Source organism: Streptomyces sp. Y1 (genome assembly GCF_041053115.1).
GTDB lineage: Bacteria > Actinomycetota > Actinomycetes > Streptomycetales > Streptomycetaceae > Kitasatospora > Kitasatospora rubellomurina.
In genome coordinates this window covers 7,162,546-7,179,177 of record NZ_CP163445.1, presented here as the reverse complement: position 1 = coordinate 7,179,177, position 16,632 = coordinate 7,162,546, and the positions used below count along the sequence as shown (strand labels likewise).

Below are 16,632 nucleotides of genomic sequence, written 5' to 3'. Positions count from 1 at the left end.
CCGCCGCGATGCTTGGCCGGTCTTCCACGAGTGGGTGAGGTTCGACGGCAGGAGAGCGCCGACACGGGCGAGGGCCGGCCCGGCACCGTTGCGGGGACCGGTACCGGAGTCTGATAGGCGTTCGGGCCGAACTGTGCACCGCGAGGCGCCGGTCAACTCGCAGGAGTACGTCGGCCCCGCCGCCAGGCGACAAGAACGGACAGGGAGAGGACGGCGAGGCCCTGCGCCCACGCAGCGGTGGTCTTGTCGCTGGACCAGATGGGCTCGTACATGTTCGGCAGCAGCCCGAGCGGGCCGATGTCGGCGTAGCGGTAGAGCAGGATCGCCCCCAGGCCGGCAGCTGCCACCAGCAGCGCGAAGAGGTCGCCGGCGCGCCTGCGCCAGGCGAGTACGAGCACGGCCGCCAGGGCGGCTGCCGCGGCTTCGGCGCGAAAGAGGTCTCCTTCGCTGACCGTGGCGGAGATCGCGTCGTACCGGCCGGCCAAGCGGGCGTGGACGGCAGCGTCGACCGCGAGGCCGACGGCCGCCACCAGGCGGAGGAGCCCTCGCAACAGGGTGCGGGAGGAGGGGCGGCTGGGATGTGGGGCGGGCACGTGGATCTCCGTGGCGAAAGGGACCGGTGGGTGCCGGTCAGCTGACGGTGAGGGTGGCGTGCATGTACTGGTGGATGCTGCAGATGTAGGGGTGCGGGCCGGTGGTGGTCGGCGCGGTGAAGGTCACGGTCGCGCCCCCACTGATGTCTTTGGTGTCGAAGGACTTGTCGTCGGCGGTGACCGTGTGCGGGGTGGAGTCCTCGTTGACCACGGTGATGCTCTGCCCGGCGTGGACGGTGAGGTCGGCCGGCTGGAACTGGAAGTTCTTGATGGTGATCCGGGTCCCGGCGGATCCGCCGCCGGACGGGCTGGAGGGTGATGCGGATGGGCTGGAGGAGCAGGCGCCGAGGGTGAGGACCAGCAGGGCGCCGGCGAGTGCGCGGCGAAGGCGTACGGCAGTCACGGGGAGGTCCGTTCCGGGATGGGGAAGGGTGCGGGCCCGGGCGAGAGGGAGTCGACGTCTCGCGCCCGGGCCCGCACCGGCATTCGGGGAGGGTCTGCTCAGACGGTGAGCAGGGTGGGGCTGGCAGCCTTGTCGGTGGGCAGGAAGTCGTCGGGGACGGGGTACTGCCCGAGGACGTAGTTGAGGATGGCGGCGTGCATCGCCTCGACGGGGGCGATGGTGGCGGCGGTGGCGATGCCGCCGGGGCTTGTGACGTTGTAGGTGGCGAACAGGTAGGTCTGCGCGGCCTGGTCCTCCAGCGACAGGGCGAGCTTGGCGACCGTGCCGACGTCGGTGGCCGCGTTCAGCGCCTGGACGGTGGCGGCCTGGTTGGACAGCGGGACGTCCGTGATGGCGGGCTTGCCGGCGCCGGTGAGCACCGCGTTCCAGGCCTTGGCATGGTCGGCGTGCTGGGCCTGCGCGGTGGTGATGAAGGTCGCCACCGCCGGGGGGACGGTGCCGAGCTTGCCGGCCTGCGCCGCCGTCAGTGCGGCCTGGTAGGCGCCGACGGCCTGGTTCTCCAGCGCGGTGGCCAGCGCGACGACCTTGAGGTCGCCGGTGTACTGGCCGGACGCCGACCCGGAGGCCGGCATCGACGCGCCGGAGGAGCTGGCAGAACTGCCGGACTTGCTGCTGGAGCAGGCCGCCAGGGTGAGCGCGACGGCCGCGCCGCCCGCGCCGAGGAGGAAGCGGCGCCGGCCCGCGTCGCGCGGCTCGCCGGCGGCCTTCCGGGCTCGGATCTCCTCGGTGAGGTCGAGGGCGCTGGCCCGCATCGCGGGCAGCGTCTCCTGGTGGGCCTCGTGCATGTCCCGGGTCAGGCGGCCGAGTTCGGCCTCACTGATCGGAAGTTCCCAGCCGCCCTTGGTCGCGGTCACTGTACGGCCCCTTCGTTGATCGGGGAAGCGTTGTCGGTCTTGTAGAAGGCGTCGGGGAAGCCGACGCTGCCGGCCGCGGCGGGCAGCTTGGCCGGGTCCACCGGGATGGTGATCAGGTCGGCGGCGTTGCCGGCCAGCAGCGCCTGCACCGCCAGCAGGGTCGCCCGGTGCTGGGCCTCCACCGGGGCCACCGAGGCGAACAGCTTGCGCAGATCGGCGCTGGAGACCTGGGAGACGTTCTTGGTGTAGGTCTGGGCCGCCACGTCCTCCAGCGTGATGGCGAGCTTCACCACGTCGGCCGGCGTCTTGATGGTCGGCAGCGCCTGGTCGACCACCGCCTTGTACTTCGGGTCGGGGTTGTTCTGCGCCTTGCCTCCGGCCTGGGTGGCGGCGGCGTTGAACGCCTGGGCGTGCGCCTGGTGCTGGGCGGTAGTCTTGGTGATGAACGCGACCACCGTCTGGTTGCCGTCCTTGATGAACGGCAGCCCGGCAGCGGTCTGGTAGACGCTGACCGCCAGGTTCTCAATCGACGCGGCGGTCTGCAGCGCCATGATGTCGTTGGCCACGGAGGCGGTGGGCGAGGCGCTGTCGGCGAAGGCCCGCGAGGCACCCCACAGGGCGGCCAGCCCGCCCGCTCCGGCGATCAGGCCGCCGCGCTGCCACCACCGGCGCTGGACGGGCTCGACCGCCTGCCCGAAGTCGATCAGCGCGCCGCGGGTGATCCGCACCGCGTCGCTGTTCAGGTCCTCGGACTGCTCGGTGAGTTCTTCGAGCAGCCGGGTGTCGATGCGCTCTGAAGGCATCATGCTCCCGTCTCAGGCCGGAGCCCGCCGCTTGCGGGCTCGTACACCAGGCCTTCGACGCCACCGGCGCACCGGCTTGCCCGGGATTTCGCGTTCACCCGAACGGGTTGATTTCCCGTCAGCACACCGGCGAATGGCCCAATCCCGGTGTGCCTGTGGGGTGGGCGGCGGGGCTTCGGCCTGAGTTCCGAAGCCCCGCCCGATGACACCTCGCCGGTGGGAGCCGGACCGGCTGAGCGCACACCCACACTTCGAGCCCGCGCGCGTGCCGGATCGCCACCGGGGACAACTTCCACCCGGGTGGGCCAGCCCTGGCCCTCCCGGGGGTGGCACACCAGCCGACCGCGGCCGTGCCGACGGTTGACCCCGGGCACGTCGCGGACCGTGTGGATGCTCAGTCCCGCCTGTTCGCCGGTTGGGCGTCGCGGTGCGTGGCGGGGGCCCAGGCGAGGAGTGCGCCGGTGTAGTCGGCTGCCAGCTCGTGCCAGCGGCCGGCGCCGCGGAGCATGGCGTGCCCGCCGGCCGGCATCGGAACGCACTGGACGTCGGCTCCGCCGGCGGCTGCCCGCCGTGCGAAGTCCCAGGTCTGCGCGGCCGAAGTGACGGGGTCGGCCTCGTCGTGCAGGAAGACGGCGGCCCTGCCCCGCAGGTGGGCCACCGGTTCGCCGCGCGGGCACCACGGAGCCAGGGCGACCACCCCGCGCACCGCGTCCCTCCCGGCGACGGCCAGCGCCGCCCGGCCGCCCATCGAGTGCCCGATCAGGACCACGGGAACTCCTGGCGCCAGTGCTGACAGGTCGTCAAGGGCGCGCAGCGCGTCCTGCACGGGGTGGGCGTGATCACCGTTCCAGCCCCGGTGGCGGTACCGGACGAGCGCGATCAGTGCCTGCCGCCCCCACGGCCGCCGGTCGATCTGCGTGGCGAAGGGGCGCATGCGGAGCCTGGCCAGGCTGGACCGGGGGACCGGGGGACCGGTTGCAGGCTATCGGCCCTGCCGCCGTGCAGGAGCAGCACGGCAGCTGAGGGGTTCTCGGGCGCGCGGTGCACCCGCAGTCGGCTGCCGAGTGGCGGGACTGCTCTGGACAGGGAGTCGGCTCCACCGGGATGGGCGGGTGCCGCCGTGTCGGTCGCGGGTTCGCTGGTCATGGGGCGTCCGGTGATCGGCGGGGCGGGCGGGGCAGGAAGCTGCTGGTGCGGGCGACGTAGGCGTCCCAGCCGGGCTTGCTGGCACCGAGCTGACGCTCCAGCAGGGGTCTGCCGCTGCCGAACGCCAGCAGGTAGGTCATCAGGACCGGGCTGAGGACGAACGCCCAGCCGACCGGCTCGGCCGCAGCGAGCAGGAACAGGGCCCACCAGACGCAGGCGTCGCCGAAGTAGTTGGGGTGGCGGGTCCAGGCCCACAGCCCGCGGTCCATGACCTTGCCGCGGTTGGCTGGATCGGCCTTGAATCGGGCCAGCTGCCAGTCGCCCACGGTCTCGAAGAACATCCCGAGCGCCCACAGGCCCACCGAGGCGAAGGTCAACGGGCCCAGCCCGGTGGTGAGGTATTGGGCGGCCTGGACCGGCAGCGAGACGCACCAGACGATCGCGGCCTGCAGCAGGTAGACCATGCGCAGTGCGTAGGCGTCGCGCCCGCCGGGAGCCTTGGCGAGCATCCGGTCGTAGCGCGGGTCCTCGCCGTGGCCGCGCGAGCGCGACCAGATGTGACCGGACAGCCGCAGCCCCCACAGGGTGACCAGGACGGTGACGAGCAGGCGTCGTGCGGGGTCGCCGTGGCCGGCGGACAGCGCGTAGCCGGTCCAGGCGACGGCGGTGAATGCCAGGCCCCAGGCGACGTCCACACCGCGGTGGCGGCCGGTGCGCACGCCCACCGCGAACGCGGCCAGCAGGACGGCCAGCGCCGCGCCGGCCGTGGCGGCGAGGTTGACGGCGAACGCGGCGGCGTTCACGGCTGCCCCTGGTACCAGTCGGCCGGCGTGGCGGGGGCGCAGCTCGCCCCGCCTGGGCCGGGTCGGACGGCGAGGATCTGGTCCACACCCATCCGGCGCTCGGCGAAGGCGAGCGAGCTGCCAGCCATGTAGAGCTCCCACAGTCGCACCGTCGGTTCGCCGACCAGGGAGGTGAACTCGCTCCGGTGCTCGCGCAGGTTGTCGTGCCAGGCGTCGATGGTGCGGGCGTAGTGCTCGCGCAGCGCCTCGACGTTGCGCACCTCCAGGCCCGCGCGCTCCAGCAGGGCGACGGTCTCGCCGACCGGGCGCATGTGCATGTTGGGGGCGATGTAGGTCTCGATGAACGCGCCACCGCCGGGCGCCACCGTGCCGCGGGACATCTGCTGGACCAGCAGGCGGCCCTGCGGGGCGAGCAGGTCGTGCAGGCGGCGGGCGAAGGCCGGGTACTGCTGGTCGCCGACGTGCTCGCCCATCTCGACGCAGCTGACCGCGTCGTACTGCCCGTCAGGGATCTCCCGGTAGTCGCGCAGCAGCACGGTCACCCGGTCGCCGACGCCCGCAGCCTCCACCGCCGCGGTGGCGAAGGCGTGTTGGCGTGTCGAGAGCGTGACGGCGGTGACCTGGGCACCGAAGTGGCGGGCGGCGTGCACGGCCAGGGCACCCCAGCCGCAGCCCACGTCCAGCAGGCGACTGCCCGGGGTCAGGGCGAGCTTGCGGCAGATCAGGTCGAACTTCGCTTCCTGCGCGGTCTGCAGGGTGTCGCTCTTGGGCGTCCAGTAGGCGCAGGAGTAGGCCATCGCTGGGCCGAGCAGCAGCGCGTAGAACTCGTTCGACAGGTCGTAGTGGTGGCTGATCACCGCGCGGTCGCGGGCCCGGCTGTGCGGCGTGCCCCCGACCTGGGCCCGGCCGCCGGGCGGCTGGGGGCGCGGACCGAGCGCACCCAGTCGTGCGGCTCCGGCCAGCAGCCCGGGCCAGTCCCGCAGGCCTGGGCGTACCGGGCCGTGTCCGGCCAGCGCGCGTCGCACCTGCGAGAGGGCAGGGGCGAGGTCGCCTTCGATGTCGAGGTCGCCGCTGATGTAGGCGTCGGCCAGGCCGAGTTCGCCGGGCTGCCAGAGCAGGCGGCGCAGCGCGCGCCGGTTGCGCAGCACCACGGTCGGTGCGCCCGTGGGGCCCGCGGTCGAGCCGTCCCACGCCTTCAGCCGGAACGGCAGCGGGCGCTGCAGGAGGTCGGTGAGCAGGCCGGCGAGGCGGGTGGCGGGGGTCATCGGGCGCCTTCCGGGCGGGTGAGGAGGATCTGCTGGACGTCGAGGTAGCCGGCGGCGAACCCGGCCTCGGAATAGGCGAGGTAGAGCTCCCACATCCGCTGGAACACCTGGTCGAAACCGAGGAGCTCGACCTGCTCGGCGCGCTCGGTGAAGCGCTCGCGCCACAGCCGCAGGGTCTGCGCGTAGTGCGGGCCGAAGGAGTCGCAGGCCGCCACACGCAGGCCGGTGTGCCGTGCGGTGGCCTGCCGGATCGCCTCGACGGAGGGGATCTGGCCGCCGGGGAAGATGTACTTCAGGATCCAGGTGTAGGTGCCGCTGCTGGCCAGCATCCGCTCGTGCGGCATGGTGATCGCCTGCAGCGCCGCCCGCCCGCCGGGCGCGAGCACGCGGTCGATGGTCGCGAAGTAGGCGGGCCAGAACGGCCGGCCGACCGCCTCGATCATCTCCACGCTCAGCACCGCGTCGAACTCGCCCTCGGCGGCCCGGTAGTCGCACAGCCGCACCTCGACGAGATCGGCGAACCCGGCGTCCGCGATCCGGCGCCGGGCCAGTACCAGCTGCTCCTCGGACAGCGTGAGACTGACCACCCGCGCACCGCGGGCGGCCGCGCGGACCGCCAGCTCGCCCCACCCGGTGCCGATCTCCAGCACCCGGGTGCCCACACCCACCCTGGCCAGGTCCAGCAGCCGGTCGATCTTGCGGTGCTGGGCATCCGCGAGCCTCTCCCAGGAGGCGACGGGCGTGCCGACGGAGTCGGTCGGGAAGAGCGCCGAGGAGTAGGACAGGGTGGGGTCGAGGAAGAGCGCGAACAACTCGTTGGACAGGTCGTAGTGCCGGTGGATGTTCGTGCGCGCGTTGTCGACGGTGCTCAGCTCCCCGGCGGGCGGCCGCTTGACGTACAGGCGGCGCAGCCACTGCGCGCCGGTGGGCACCAGAGTTTCGGGGGCGGTCGCGAGTTCGGTCAGCAGCGCGACCAGGTCGGGTGAGTCCCACTCGCCGGCCTGGTAGGACTCGCCGAAGCCGATCAGTCCGCTCTCGCCGATCCGGTGGAAGAACGCGTCGGGCCGGTGCAGGCGCAGTACTGGCGCGTCGATGGGTGCGGGTGCGAGCAGCCGGCTGAGCGGCAGTTCGACGCGCAGGCCCCGCCTGCGGGCGACGCGTCGCAGCAGCCTGCGGGCCACCGCTGCCTTGAGCGGCGTGCGGGGTACCCGGGCCACGTCAGGCCAGTGGCGCGGATCGGCCGTCGCGAACGCGCCGGGTGCCAGGGCTTCAGCGTGCGTGGTCATGGCGGCGGGTCCTCTTTCGGGGGGTGCGGTCGGGGCGGGGGTGGACGGGCAGTCCGCGCAGCCACAGCCGCACCCCCTGGTAACGGATGTGGGCGCTGACCGCGAGCGTGGACAGCGGGTGCGCCGCGACGGCCCGCAGCAGTGTCATGGTGCGAGCCGGGCGGCGGGTGCCGCGCACGGTCGCCGTGAACGGGCGGCCGCCTTCGCGCTCCAGCTGGACGGTGAGGGCCAGCCGCTCGTCCGGGGCGGGCAGGGTCATGCGGTAGTGGCCGTCGACAGGGAAGAACGGCGAGACGTAGAACTCCTTGGCCGCCCGCGCGCGGCCACGCTCGTCGGTGTCCAGGAGGTAGCGGTGCCGCTGGCCGTAGGTGTTGTGGACCTCGGCCACCGTGCACACAGCCCGGCCCCCGCGGTCGAAGCACCACAAGACCGTCAGCGGATTGAACACGTACCCCAGCGAGCGGGCGTGGGCGAGCATCAGGATCCGGCCGCCCGCGAGGTCGACGCCCTCCTCGCTCAGGTAGCGCTCCAGGTCCCGCCGGGCCGAACCGCCCGAGGCAGCCGTGCCGCGGAACGAGGCCAGCCAGCGAAGTGGCCGCGGGAGAGTCGGCGGCTGGTCGAGATCGACCAGCCACAGGTAGGTGCGGTGGGTGAAGGCGTGGCGCACCGGGGACGAGCGCACGTGGGTGATCCGGCACTCGTACAGCGCCGCGCCCCACGGCCCCGGCAGCACCGGTGCCGAGGCCGGCCCGGCGGGGGCCATCGGCTGCGCGGTCACGGTGCGCCCACCCTGAGCAGTGCCTGGGCGGCCTCCAGGCCGGAGCGGCAGCCGTCCTCGTGGAACCCCCAGCCGTGGTAGGCGCCGGCGAACGCGGTGCGCCCGGTGCTCAGTTCGGGCAGGCGTGCCTGGGCGGCGACGCTCTCGCGGGTGTAGATCGGGTGCTCGTACACGGTGCGGGACACCACGTGCTCGGCCGGGACGGGCCGGTCGGGGTCCTCGTTGAGCGTCACCAGGTAGTCCTCGGCCGCCTCGAGGCCGAGCAGCCGGTTGAGGTGGTAGCTGACCCGCACACCCGCGGCACTGTCACCGCACCGCACCGTCCGGTAGTTCCACGACGCCCTTGCCCGCGGGGCTCGGGGCAGGTGTGAGGCGTCGCGGTGCAGCACGGTGGGGTTGACGGAGTAGCGGAAGGCACCGAGCACCTCCTGCTCGGCCCGGGTCGGGTCGGCGAGCAGCGCGAGCGCCTGGTCGGCGTGGGTGGCGATCACCACGGCGTCGACCTCGGTGCTCCGGCCGTCCTGCGTGGTCACCGTGACGCCGTCGTCGCGGCGGCGCACGGCCCGCACCGGCGCCGCCCTGTGCACGGCGCTCAGGTGCTCGGCGATCCTCGCCACGTAGGTCTGCGAGCCGCCCACCACGGTGCGCCAGGTCGGTGATCCCGTGACGGACAGCATGCCGTGGTTGGCCAGGAACGCGAACAGGTAGCGCGCGGGATACTCGCCCGTCAGGTCCGGTGCGCACGACCAGACCGCCGCCACCACCGGCGTCATGAAGTGCTCGACGAAGTAGCGGGAGAACCCGCCTGCCGCCAGGAACTCACACAGCGTCGGATCGCCGGCCTGCGGGTCGGCCAGCAGCGCGCGGGCACGCCGGTGGAAGCACGGCACCTCGGCCAACATCCGCAGGTACGGCCCGCGCAGCAGCGCGCGCGGCTGCGCGATCAGACCGGCCGGACCGCGCGCGCCGGCGTACTCCAGCCCGCAGCCGTCGCAGCGCACCGACATGCTCATGTCGCTGTCGCGGGTGGCCACTCCGAGCTCGCGGAACAAGGCCACCAGGTGCGGGTAGGTCCGCTCGTTGTGCACCAGGAACCCGGTGTCCAGCGCCACCTCCCGGCCGTCCGCCCCCACTGCCCGCTGGGTGTGCGCGTGCCCGCCCAGCCGATCGGCGGCCTCGAACAACTCCACGGCCAGTCCCGCGCCCTGCAGCCGATGAGCGGCCGTCAGACCGGCGACCCCGGCCCCGACCACCGCCACCGTGCCGCGCCCCGCACGACCGTAGCGCCACGACTGTGCCGCCGTCTGCCCGGTGACTGCCACCAGGTGCCCTCCCTTCGCACAGCAAGGGCGCCCTCACGTCCCCTGCCTCCACTGCAGGTTCGGTGCGCCCGGGGCGGCGGATTGCTCTGGACGTGTCGGCCGGGCGTGTTCGCGACGTGCTGGAGGCCGGTGCCCTCCAGCAGCAGGCAGACCGCAAGCCTGCGGTCGCCGGCTGCGGTGGCCTTGAGCTGCTCGGCATCACGCAGGCGTCCGGCCACCCCGACGCCGGCCGCAGCGTGGCCGCTTTCTGGGGCCGGCATCTCACGCGGGCCGTGCCCGGCCGGGGACGAACCGGCCGGGCACAGCCCGGCCCGCCGGCGATCACCGGTAGTCCGTCTCAGTCGAAGGCGTCAGGTCAGGGGGAGCAGCATGAGGGGCTGCCCGGTCGGATGGGCGGACCCTGCGGCAGGTTCCTGCGTCACTCCGACCCCCACGGCGGCGTTGATGCGGCCGGTGAGCAGGAGTTGCCCGTGGTCGGCGGGCAGCAGGCCCGCCGGGCGCATCGTGCCCGAGTCGTTGAACCACAGTTCGTAGGTGCGCCCCGGCGGGAGAGCGGGCATGCCGGCGGCCAGGAAGGCGGCCTGTCCGCGGCCGGGCGACCAGACCACGGTCGCGACGGCCGACCCCAAGACCGTGGTGGTGGTGCGCGCGTCCGGGGCCGTCAGCAGGCTGGTGACTGCGGCCTGCTCATCGCGCATGGCGCTCGCCTGGGCCTGGGCGCGTTGGGCCTGGTCGTGCTGCTGGACGGCGAGGGCTCCAAGGACGGTGGCCAGGGCCAGGCAGGCCGCGAGTGCCAGCTTGGGCCACTGCCGGGCCAACCGAGAGGTCGGCCTGCGGCGTTCGGCCGGGCCGGTCACGGGCGGGAGCTGGCGCACGTCACCGATTCCCGCCATCACCCGTGCCTTGAGCCCCGGCGGTACAGCACCCGACTCCGCGGACCCGAGCCGGGCCAAGGTCGCCTTGAACTCCGCGACCTCCTGCGCGCACGCCGGGCACTGGGCGAGATGGCGCTCGAAGGCGAGCCGCTCCTCGTCGGGCAGCGCGTGGGCGGCGTAGACGCCGGTGAGGGTGTGCAGATCGGGGGCGGCGTTCATGATCCCACTCCGAGGCAGTCGCGCAGGCGGATCAGCCCGTCCCGCATCCGGGTCTTGACGGTGCCGAGCGGGGCGCCCAGCAGCTCGGCGACCTCAGGGTAGGTGTACCCCCGGTAGTACGCCAGGGTGACCGACTCGCGCTGAAGCTGCGTCAGCGCCTCAAGGCAGCGCCGGACCTGCTCGCGTTCCAGGCGGTTCTCGACCTGCTCGGCGACCTCGTCAAAGGCGGGCGTGTGCGAGCGGGCGGCCACCTTCTGATCCCGGTCCGCACTGGCCTGCGCCGACCGGACCCGGTCCACCGCGCGCCGGTGCGCCATCGTCAGCACCCACGCCAACACCTCCCCACGCTGCGGCTCGTACCGGGCGGCGGTGCGCCACAACTCGAACATCACCTCCTGGGCGACCTCCTCCGACTGCGCCGGATCGCGCAGCACCCGCCGCACCAGCCCCAGCACCGGGCCGGCCACCGCGTCGTAGAGCCGGGAGAACGCGTCCTGGTCGCCCAGGGCGGTCCGGGCGACCAGCTCCTTCAGGTCCGGCCCCCGGAACCTCGGCCCGGACAGGTGCACGACGGCGTTCACCGCACCGCCCCTTCCAGGCCGGTGGCACGCCCGGCCGGGCGCGGTGTCCGCGGCCTGCCGCAGGGCCGGCAGATGCGCATGAGAACCTCCTGGATCGAACAGCGGACACAACCGGTCGCCCGTCATTCGTCACCGCTTGTCCGGCGGATTGCCGCAACGCCTGAACGCGGTCGAACACGACGGCCGCGTCCGGGACGCGGGCTCCTCACGCGCTCATGCCCCGTCCGACCCGCCCTTCGCCGAGCGGCCAGTGCGTGCGCGGCACCGCGTGCCTGGCCGTCGCGAGAGCCCGGGCGCGGTACCCGCACCGGTAGCCTTCCACCCAGGCCCGGCCTGCGAGAAGCGCGGAGTACGGGCCCGTCTGGATGGAGGACGGATGTCTGTGCGTGTCGACTGCTCGAACCCTGCGGAGCGCGCTGCTGGTCTGCGCGTGGCGGCGGCCGCGCTGCGACGCGGTGACCTCGTGGTCGTACCCACCGACACCGTGTACGGACTTGCCGCCGACGCCTTCGCACCGCAGGCGGTCGCCAGGCTGCTGGCGGCCAAGGGGCGCGGGCGCAGCATGCCCTCCCCGGTGCTGGTCAACTCCCCGGCCGACCTGGATGACCTGGTGGAGAACCTGCCGAAGGTCGCCCGGGAGCTGGTAACCGCGTTCTGGCCGGGCGCACTGACCGTGGTCGCCCGTCACAAGGCCTCGCTCACCTGGGACCTCGGCGACACCTCGGGAACCGTGGCCCTGCGGATGCCCGACCACCCGCTCGCCCTCGACCTCCTCAAGGCGACCGGGCCGCTGGCCGTCTCCAGCGCGAACCTGACCGGCCACGCGTCCCCGCAGGACTGCGACGCCGCCCAGAGCATGCTCGCCGACACCGTCGCCGTCTACCTGGACGGCGGGCCGACGCCGGCGGCGGTGCCGTCCTCGATCGTGGACGTCACCGGCCAGGTCCCGGTCCTGGTGCGGGCGGGCGCCATCAGCGCCCAACGGCTGCGCGAGATCGCCCCTGGTCTGCGGGAGAGCTGAGCGTCACGCGGTGGCGCCGGCGGTCACGTCGACGCCGTGCGCGGTGACCAGACGGGCCGTGCCGTCCGACAACCGATAGGACAAGCCCACCAACGCGGTGCCGCCCGACTCGACGGCCTCACCAAGAGCGCGAGAGCGCTCCAACAGCAGGTCGACGGTGTGCCGGACCTGCTCGTCGATGAAGTCCGCATCCTCGATGTGCCCGGCGGCGCGGGAGGCCAGCACGCTCGGAGTCACCTTCTCCACCACGTCGCGCACGTACCCGGACGCGGTGGCGCCGTCCGCCACCGCGGCCCGTGCTGCCGCGACCGCCCCGCACGAGTCGTGCCCGAGCACGACCACCAGCGGGCAGCCCAGAACCGACACGCCGTACTCGAGACTGCCCAAGACCTCCGGTCCGGCGACGTGGCCCGCGGTGCGGACCACGAAGAGGTCGCCCAGCCCGCGGTCGAAGATGATCTCGGCGGCCAGGCGGGAGTCCGAGCAGCCGAACAGCACCGCGAACGGCGCCTGGGCGGGTGCAGTCTCACTGCGCCGGGCGGCGTCCTGGTTGGGATGCTCCGGCGCACCGGCGACGAACCGCCGGTTGCCGGCCAGCAGTATCTGGAGTGCTTCTCGGGGCGTGGGAGGCTTCGTGTCAGTCATGGCTGCAGGCTACTGGGCCCGCCCGGCCGGCCGCCCGGGCGGTGCCACTGCGCCGCGCCCGCCAGCCGCGGCGTCCGGGGAAAAGTCGAAGCGGCGGGTGCGGACGGCGGCCATCCGACGTCTGCAGTGCCTGGCAGGAGGCGGCCGAGGATGCCGGCCGCCGCCCGCACCAGGAACGCACCCCACGCGACGGCGCCGCGGATCAGCAGCTCACAGCCAATGAAGCTCACACCGACTCCCGATGGCGCCGCGCATCGGCGTGCACACCAGGACCGCGATCGCGCCCCGAGGCCGCGCGCGGGCCGTACCGCGGGGGTCATGTCCGCCGAGTACGGCGACCTGACCATGAGCTGTCCTACCTGAGCCGTGAGCCGCGTGGCCCCGCGCCGGCGGTGTTTATGGGGCGCGCGTCGTGGACGGGTCAAGGCCGACGGCTACCGCAGGTCCAGGTCGGCTGCCTCCAGCTGGTGCTTCAGCGCGAGGATCGCTGTCATCGGCACGCTCAACTGAAGCCTGTCGGCGATCGTACCCGCCGCCCTGCCGATCGGCTCGTCGCAGAACGCCAACGAAAACTGCCCCAACAGGGCGACCGCCGCCTCCAGCAGCGGCCCGTCCACCCGGACGCTGCGCGTGTCCTTCCCGGGCACGGCAGGCAGTGCGGCGACGATGGCGGCCAGCTGGTCACGGTCAGCGCGGTCCAGTGCAGTTGTCATACGCACGATCATTGGGGTGGTGGCCACGTGTCGCGGCCAGCGACACGCACGAGGCTAACAAGGTCAGCAGAGGCGGTGCGCATCCTGCCGCGCGCGGCGTCCGAACCGCGATCTCGGTCCGCGTGGCCGCTAAGCCAGGCGCTTACACGCCTTCCCCTACCGGTCTAGCGGATCCGCCCGGCCGGTCCCCAGATCGGACAGGTGGCCGCGTGTGAGTACAGGAACATCACGGTGCCGCCGTTAGCCACCCGGCGCTCGGTGACCACCGCGCAGCACGAGGGCGCCGGCAGTGCTGGCCACTGCGGTGGCTTGTCGCAGTGCCGCTGCTTCGGCAGCTCCGCCGCGAGTGCTACAGGACGGGGCAGGGTAGCCAATTCGGACAGCGCGATGCCCAAGGCCCTCGCGCGGGAGCGGCGTCGGCTGCGGCGCACTTGCTGGTGCTTCATCCTGCCACCTTCCCGCGCCAATGCCATGCACACAGCGCACCGACACGGACTCGTCGGGCACTCTCTCGGGTGCCTTTATGACGGCCCGTCAAGCCAGGTGCCGGGCAGGTGCAGCGGCCGTGGTGATAGTCATCGGCGCTATGTGTCAACTAAAGGCGTTAGCAACAGCAGCCCGGCGGCGATGCCGGGCAGCGCGACGTTCACCACGGTCATGTCGAGCGTGACCATGAACTGGACGATCGCGACCGCGCCGAGCGCCCTCCCCCGAGTCCTTCCGATGTCCTCCACGTCCTTCACGGGACTCCCCCCTAGTTTTTGTACACGTATACTTAACGCGTACGGAAACCATAGCGCACGGACCCGGGCACGAAACCCGGGCACGAAAAAAGCGCCGACCGGATCGGTCGGCGCTCCCGTGCGAGGGGCGGGTGTCTAGGCCTCGGCGGCGGCCGCCTCGGCGAGGGCGTCCAGGACGGGCCGGATCAGCGGGTGGCCGTCCGCGCCGGCCCGAACGGCGGCGAAGACGCGGCGGGTGGCGAGTTCGCTGTCCACCCGCCGGACGGCGACCCGCGCGAGGTCGACGCCGCGCAGCGCCGAGCGCGGCACCAGCGCGACCCCGGCGCCCGCCGAGGCGAGCGCGACGACGGCGCGGAAGTCGTCCGAGGAGTGCAGCAGCCGGGGCTGGAAGCCCGCGTGCTCGCAGGCGAGCAGGACGACGTCGTGGCACGGGTTGCCCGGGTAGGGCCCGATCCAGGGCTGGTCGGCCAGGTCGGCGACGGCGAGCGGGCCGGTGTCGGCGGCCAGCGGGTGGTCGAGCGGCAGGACGGCCTCGAAGGGCTCGGCGTACAGCGGGACGCGGGTGAGCCGGGCGTCGTCGGCGCGCGGGGCGCCCCGGTACTCGACGGCCACGGCGAGGTCGGCCCGCCCGTCCAGGACCATCGGCAGGCTGGCGTCGCCCTCGGCGTCCAGCACCTTGAGCCGCACGCCCGGGGCCCGCTCGGCGAGCAGCCCGATCGTCGGGGCGAGGACGAGGGCGATGCCGGTGGCGAAGGACGCGACGGTGACCTCCCCGGCGGCGCCCGCGCTGTACGCGGCGAGGTCGGCCTCGGCGCGTTCGAGCTGGGCGAGCACCGCGTCGGCGTGGCCGAGCAGGATCTCCCCGGCGGCGGTGAGCCGCACGCCGCGGCCCTCGCGGGCGAGCAGGTGGTGCCCGGTCTCCTGCTCCAGGGCGGCCAGCTGCTGGGAGACCGCGGAGGGGGTCAGGTAGAGCGCGGCCGCCGCGGCGGTCACGGTCCGGTGGTCCGCCACGGCCCGGAGGGTCCGCAGCCGTCGTGCGTCGATCACAAGGCCAATTCTGCCAGCGCGGCCGAGCACTCCCGGCCGGGCGGCGGAGGCCGACGGCCCCGCGGAGCCGCGAACGGGGGCGGGCCGGCGGCCGTGCGGCCGGGGCCCGCCCCCGCCTGCGGGAGGGTGGGACAGGTGGTCCTTGGGGTCCGTACGGCGCGGGCGGAGTCGATGTCGCCCGCGCCGTACGGAAGTTGGGGCCCGTGGGGGCGGTCCGGTTCCGAGCGGACCGCCCCCACGGGCAGTTCGGGAGGGCTACTCGTCGCCCAGGGCGGCCCGCGCGTCCACGAAGGCCGCGACGGCGCGCTCGACGTCCTCGGTGGAGTGCGCCGCGGACAGCTGCACCCGGATCCGGGCCTGGCCGTGCGGCACCACCGGGTAGGAGAAGCCGATCACGTACACGCCGCGCTCCAGCAGGAGCTCGGCGAGCTTCCCGGCCTTCGCCGCGTCGCCGATCATCACCGGGGCGATCGGGTGGTCGCCGGGCAGGATCTCGAACCCGGCCTCGGTCATCTTCGCGCGGAACAGCGCGGTGTTGGCCGCCAGCCGCTCGCGCAGCTCGTTCGAGTTCTCGACCAGGTCGAGCACCTTCAGCGAGGCGGCCGCGATCACCGGGGCGAGCGAGTTGGAGAACAGGTACGGGCGGGAGCGCTGGCGCAGCAGGGCGACGATCTCCCGGCGGGCGGCGACGTAGCCGCCGGAGGCGCCGCCGAGCGCCTTGCCGAGGGTGCCGGTGATGATGTCCACGCGGTCCATCACGCCGTGCAGCTCGGGGGTGCCGCGGCCGCCCGCGCCGACGAAGCCGACCGCGTGCGAGTCGTCGACCATGACCATCGCGTCGTAGCGGTCGGCCAGGTCGCAGATCTCGCGCAGCGGGGCGACGTAGCCGTCCATCGAGAAGACGCCGTCAGTGACGATCAGGCGGCGGCGGGCGTCCTGGGTGTCCTGGAGCTGCTTCTCCAGGTCGGCCATGTCGCGGTTGGCGTAGCGGTGGCGGCGGGCCTTGCTGAGCCGGATGCCGTCGATGATGCTCGCGTGGTTGAGCGCGTCGGAGATGACGGCGTCGTCGGCGTCGAGCAGGGTCTCGAAGACGCCGCCGTTGGCGTCGAAGCACGAGGAGTAGAGGATGGTGTCCTCCTGGCCGAGGAAGGCCGAGAGGCGGTCCTCCAGCTCCTTGTGCACGTCCTGGGTGCCGCAGATGAAGCGGACGGAGGCCATGCCGTAGCCCCAGCGGTCCAGCGCGTCCTTGGCCGCGGCCAGCACCTCGGGGTGGTCGGCCAGGCCGAGGTAGTTGTTGGCGCAGAAGTTCAGCACCTCGCCCGGCCGGCCGCCGCCGGTGACGGTGACCGCGGCGCTCTGCGGGGTGCCGATGACCCGCTCGGGCTTGAACAGGCCGGCCTCGCGGATCTCGTCGAGGGTGGTGGCGATGTCGGCGCGCACGTTGTCGAACACAACAGGCTCCTTCGGGGTCAGCG

General features: G+C 73.3%; 18 protein-coding genes. 1 reads left to right on the top strand and 17 read right to left on the bottom strand.

The genetic code is table 11. From position 1 onward, the window contains the following. Window positions 1-152: 152 nt before the first annotated feature. The 12 genes from AB2U05_RS30970 to AB2U05_RS30915 form a co-directional block, all read right to left on the bottom strand. Window positions 153-593 (bottom strand): hypothetical protein, encoded by a 441-nt coding sequence (locus AB2U05_RS30970; protein ID WP_369184931.1) that lies wholly within the window; start codon window positions 591-593, stop codon window positions 153-155. 37 nt (window positions 594-630) lie between these two features. Further along, window positions 631-996: a cupredoxin domain-containing protein gene (locus AB2U05_RS30965; protein ID WP_369184930.1), complete on the bottom strand. Its 366-nt coding sequence runs from the start codon at window positions 994-996 to the stop codon at window positions 631-633. Between the two features lie 98 nt (window positions 997-1,094). After that, the gene (locus AB2U05_RS30960; RefSeq protein ID WP_369184929.1) at window positions 1,095-1,910 is read right to left on the bottom strand and encodes a ferritin-like domain-containing protein; all 816 of its coding nucleotides are present in this window, start codon (window positions 1,908-1,910) and stop codon (window positions 1,095-1,097) included. Then, window positions 1,907-2,713 carry a ferritin-like domain-containing protein gene (locus AB2U05_RS30955; protein ID WP_369184928.1) on the bottom strand — a complete coding sequence of 269 codons (807 nt, stop codon included), beginning with the start codon at window positions 2,711-2,713 and terminating at the stop codon, window positions 1,907-1,909. The genes AB2U05_RS30960 and AB2U05_RS30955 overlap by 4 nt, the downstream gene beginning before the upstream one ends. A 394-nt stretch (window positions 2,714-3,107) precedes the next feature. After that, window positions 3,108-3,647 (bottom strand): alpha/beta hydrolase, encoded by a 540-nt coding sequence (locus AB2U05_RS30950; RefSeq protein ID WP_369184927.1) that lies wholly within the window; start codon window positions 3,645-3,647, stop codon window positions 3,108-3,110. Window positions 3,648-3,855: 208 nt separating this feature from the next. Next, window positions 3,856-4,662 (bottom strand): DUF1295 domain-containing protein, encoded by an 807-nt coding sequence (locus tag AB2U05_RS30945; protein WP_369184926.1) that lies wholly within the window; start codon window positions 4,660-4,662, stop codon window positions 3,856-3,858. After that, the gene (locus AB2U05_RS30940) at window positions 4,659-5,927 is read right to left on the bottom strand and encodes a class I SAM-dependent methyltransferase (protein WP_369184925.1); all 1,269 of its coding nucleotides are present in this window, start codon (window positions 5,925-5,927) and stop codon (window positions 4,659-4,661) included. The genes AB2U05_RS30945 and AB2U05_RS30940 overlap by 4 nt, the downstream gene beginning before the upstream one ends. Beyond that, window positions 5,924-7,213 (bottom strand): class I SAM-dependent methyltransferase, encoded by a 1,290-nt coding sequence (locus tag AB2U05_RS30935; protein WP_369184924.1) that lies wholly within the window; start codon window positions 7,211-7,213, stop codon window positions 5,924-5,926. Before AB2U05_RS30935 ends, AB2U05_RS30940 begins: the two co-directional genes overlap by 4 nt. Then, window positions 7,197-7,976: a DUF1365 domain-containing protein gene (locus AB2U05_RS30930; protein WP_369186018.1), complete on the bottom strand. Its 780-nt coding sequence runs from the start codon at window positions 7,974-7,976 to the stop codon at window positions 7,197-7,199. Before AB2U05_RS30930 ends, AB2U05_RS30935 begins: the two co-directional genes overlap by 17 nt. A gap of 11 nt (window positions 7,977-7,987) precedes the next feature. Further along, window positions 7,988-9,250, bottom strand: a complete 1,263-nt coding sequence (locus tag AB2U05_RS30925) for an NAD(P)/FAD-dependent oxidoreductase (protein WP_369186017.1) — start codon at window positions 9,248-9,250, stop codon at window positions 7,988-7,990. Between the two features lie 413 nt (window positions 9,251-9,663). Then, window positions 9,664-10,407 carry an anti-sigma factor gene (locus AB2U05_RS30920; protein WP_369184923.1) on the bottom strand — a complete coding sequence of 248 codons (744 nt, stop codon included), beginning with the start codon at window positions 10,405-10,407 and terminating at the stop codon, window positions 9,664-9,666. Further along, complete coding sequence (locus AB2U05_RS30915) at window positions 10,404-10,988, bottom strand: sigma-70 family RNA polymerase sigma factor (RefSeq protein ID WP_369184922.1); 585 nt, start codon at window positions 10,986-10,988, stop codon at window positions 10,404-10,406. Before AB2U05_RS30915 ends, AB2U05_RS30920 begins: the two co-directional genes overlap by 4 nt. Window positions 10,989-11,364: 376 nt before the next feature. Between AB2U05_RS30915 and AB2U05_RS30910 the strand changes: the two genes are divergently transcribed. After that, the gene (locus AB2U05_RS30910) at window positions 11,365-12,009 is read left to right on the top strand and encodes an L-threonylcarbamoyladenylate synthase (protein WP_369184921.1); all 645 of its coding nucleotides are present in this window, start codon (window positions 11,365-11,367) and stop codon (window positions 12,007-12,009) included. Between the two features lie 3 nt (window positions 12,010-12,012). Here AB2U05_RS30910 and AB2U05_RS30905 read toward each other — a convergent pair whose 3' ends face one another. The 5 genes from AB2U05_RS30905 to AB2U05_RS30885 form a co-directional block, all read right to left on the bottom strand. Next, window positions 12,013-12,654 (bottom strand): carbonic anhydrase, encoded by a 642-nt coding sequence (locus AB2U05_RS30905; protein WP_369184920.1) that lies wholly within the window; start codon window positions 12,652-12,654, stop codon window positions 12,013-12,015. A gap of 434 nt (window positions 12,655-13,088) precedes the next feature. After that, the gene (locus tag AB2U05_RS30900) at window positions 13,089-13,367 is read right to left on the bottom strand and encodes a hypothetical protein (protein ID WP_369184919.1); all 279 of its coding nucleotides are present in this window, start codon (window positions 13,365-13,367) and stop codon (window positions 13,089-13,091) included. 584 nt (window positions 13,368-13,951) lie between these two features. Then, window positions 13,952-14,110, bottom strand: coding sequence for a hypothetical protein (locus AB2U05_RS30895; RefSeq protein WP_369184918.1), 159 nt, complete (start codon window positions 14,108-14,110; stop codon window positions 13,952-13,954). A 135-nt stretch (window positions 14,111-14,245) separates the two neighbouring features. Next, window positions 14,246-15,157, bottom strand: a complete 912-nt coding sequence (locus tag AB2U05_RS30890) for a LysR family transcriptional regulator (protein ID WP_045691901.1) — start codon at window positions 15,155-15,157, stop codon at window positions 14,246-14,248. Between the two features lie 255 nt (window positions 15,158-15,412). Then, window positions 15,413-16,609 (bottom strand): glycine C-acetyltransferase, encoded by a 1,197-nt coding sequence (locus AB2U05_RS30885; protein WP_045691902.1) that lies wholly within the window; start codon window positions 16,607-16,609, stop codon window positions 15,413-15,415. Window positions 16,610-16,632: the final 23 nt, after the last annotated feature.

Bases quoted from the DNA above. Each gene is read 5' to 3' on its own strand.
- AB2U05_RS30905 (WP_369184920.1), bottom strand. From the start codon at position 12,654: ATGACTGACACGAAGCCTCCCACGCCCCGAGAAGCACTCCAGATACTG.
- AB2U05_RS30935 (WP_369184924.1), bottom strand. From the start codon at position 7,213: ATGACCACGCACGCTGAAGCCCTGGCACCCGGCGCGTTCGCGACGGCC.
- AB2U05_RS30940 (WP_369184925.1), bottom strand. From the start codon at position 5,927: ATGACCCCCGCCACCCGCCTCGCCGGCCTGCTCACCGACCTCCTGCAG.
- AB2U05_RS30930 (WP_369186018.1), bottom strand. From the start codon at position 7,976: ATGGCCCCCGCCGGGCCGGCCTCGGCACCGGTGCTGCCGGGGCCGTGG.
- AB2U05_RS30920 (WP_369184923.1), bottom strand. From the start codon at position 10,407: ATGAACGCCGCCCCCGATCTGCACACCCTCACCGGCGTCTACGCCGCC.
- AB2U05_RS30900 (WP_369184919.1), bottom strand. From the start codon at position 13,367: ATGACAACTGCACTGGACCGCGCTGACCGTGACCAGCTGGCCGCCATC.
- AB2U05_RS30955 (WP_369184928.1), bottom strand. From the start codon at position 2,713: ATGCCTTCAGAGCGCATCGACACCCGGCTGCTCGAAGAACTCACCGAG.
- AB2U05_RS30910 (WP_369184921.1), top strand. From the start codon at position 11,365: ATGTCTGTGCGTGTCGACTGCTCGAACCCTGCGGAGCGCGCTGCTGGT.
- AB2U05_RS30950 (WP_369184927.1), bottom strand. From the start codon at position 3,647: ATGCGCCCCTTCGCCACGCAGATCGACCGGCGGCCGTGGGGGCGGCAG.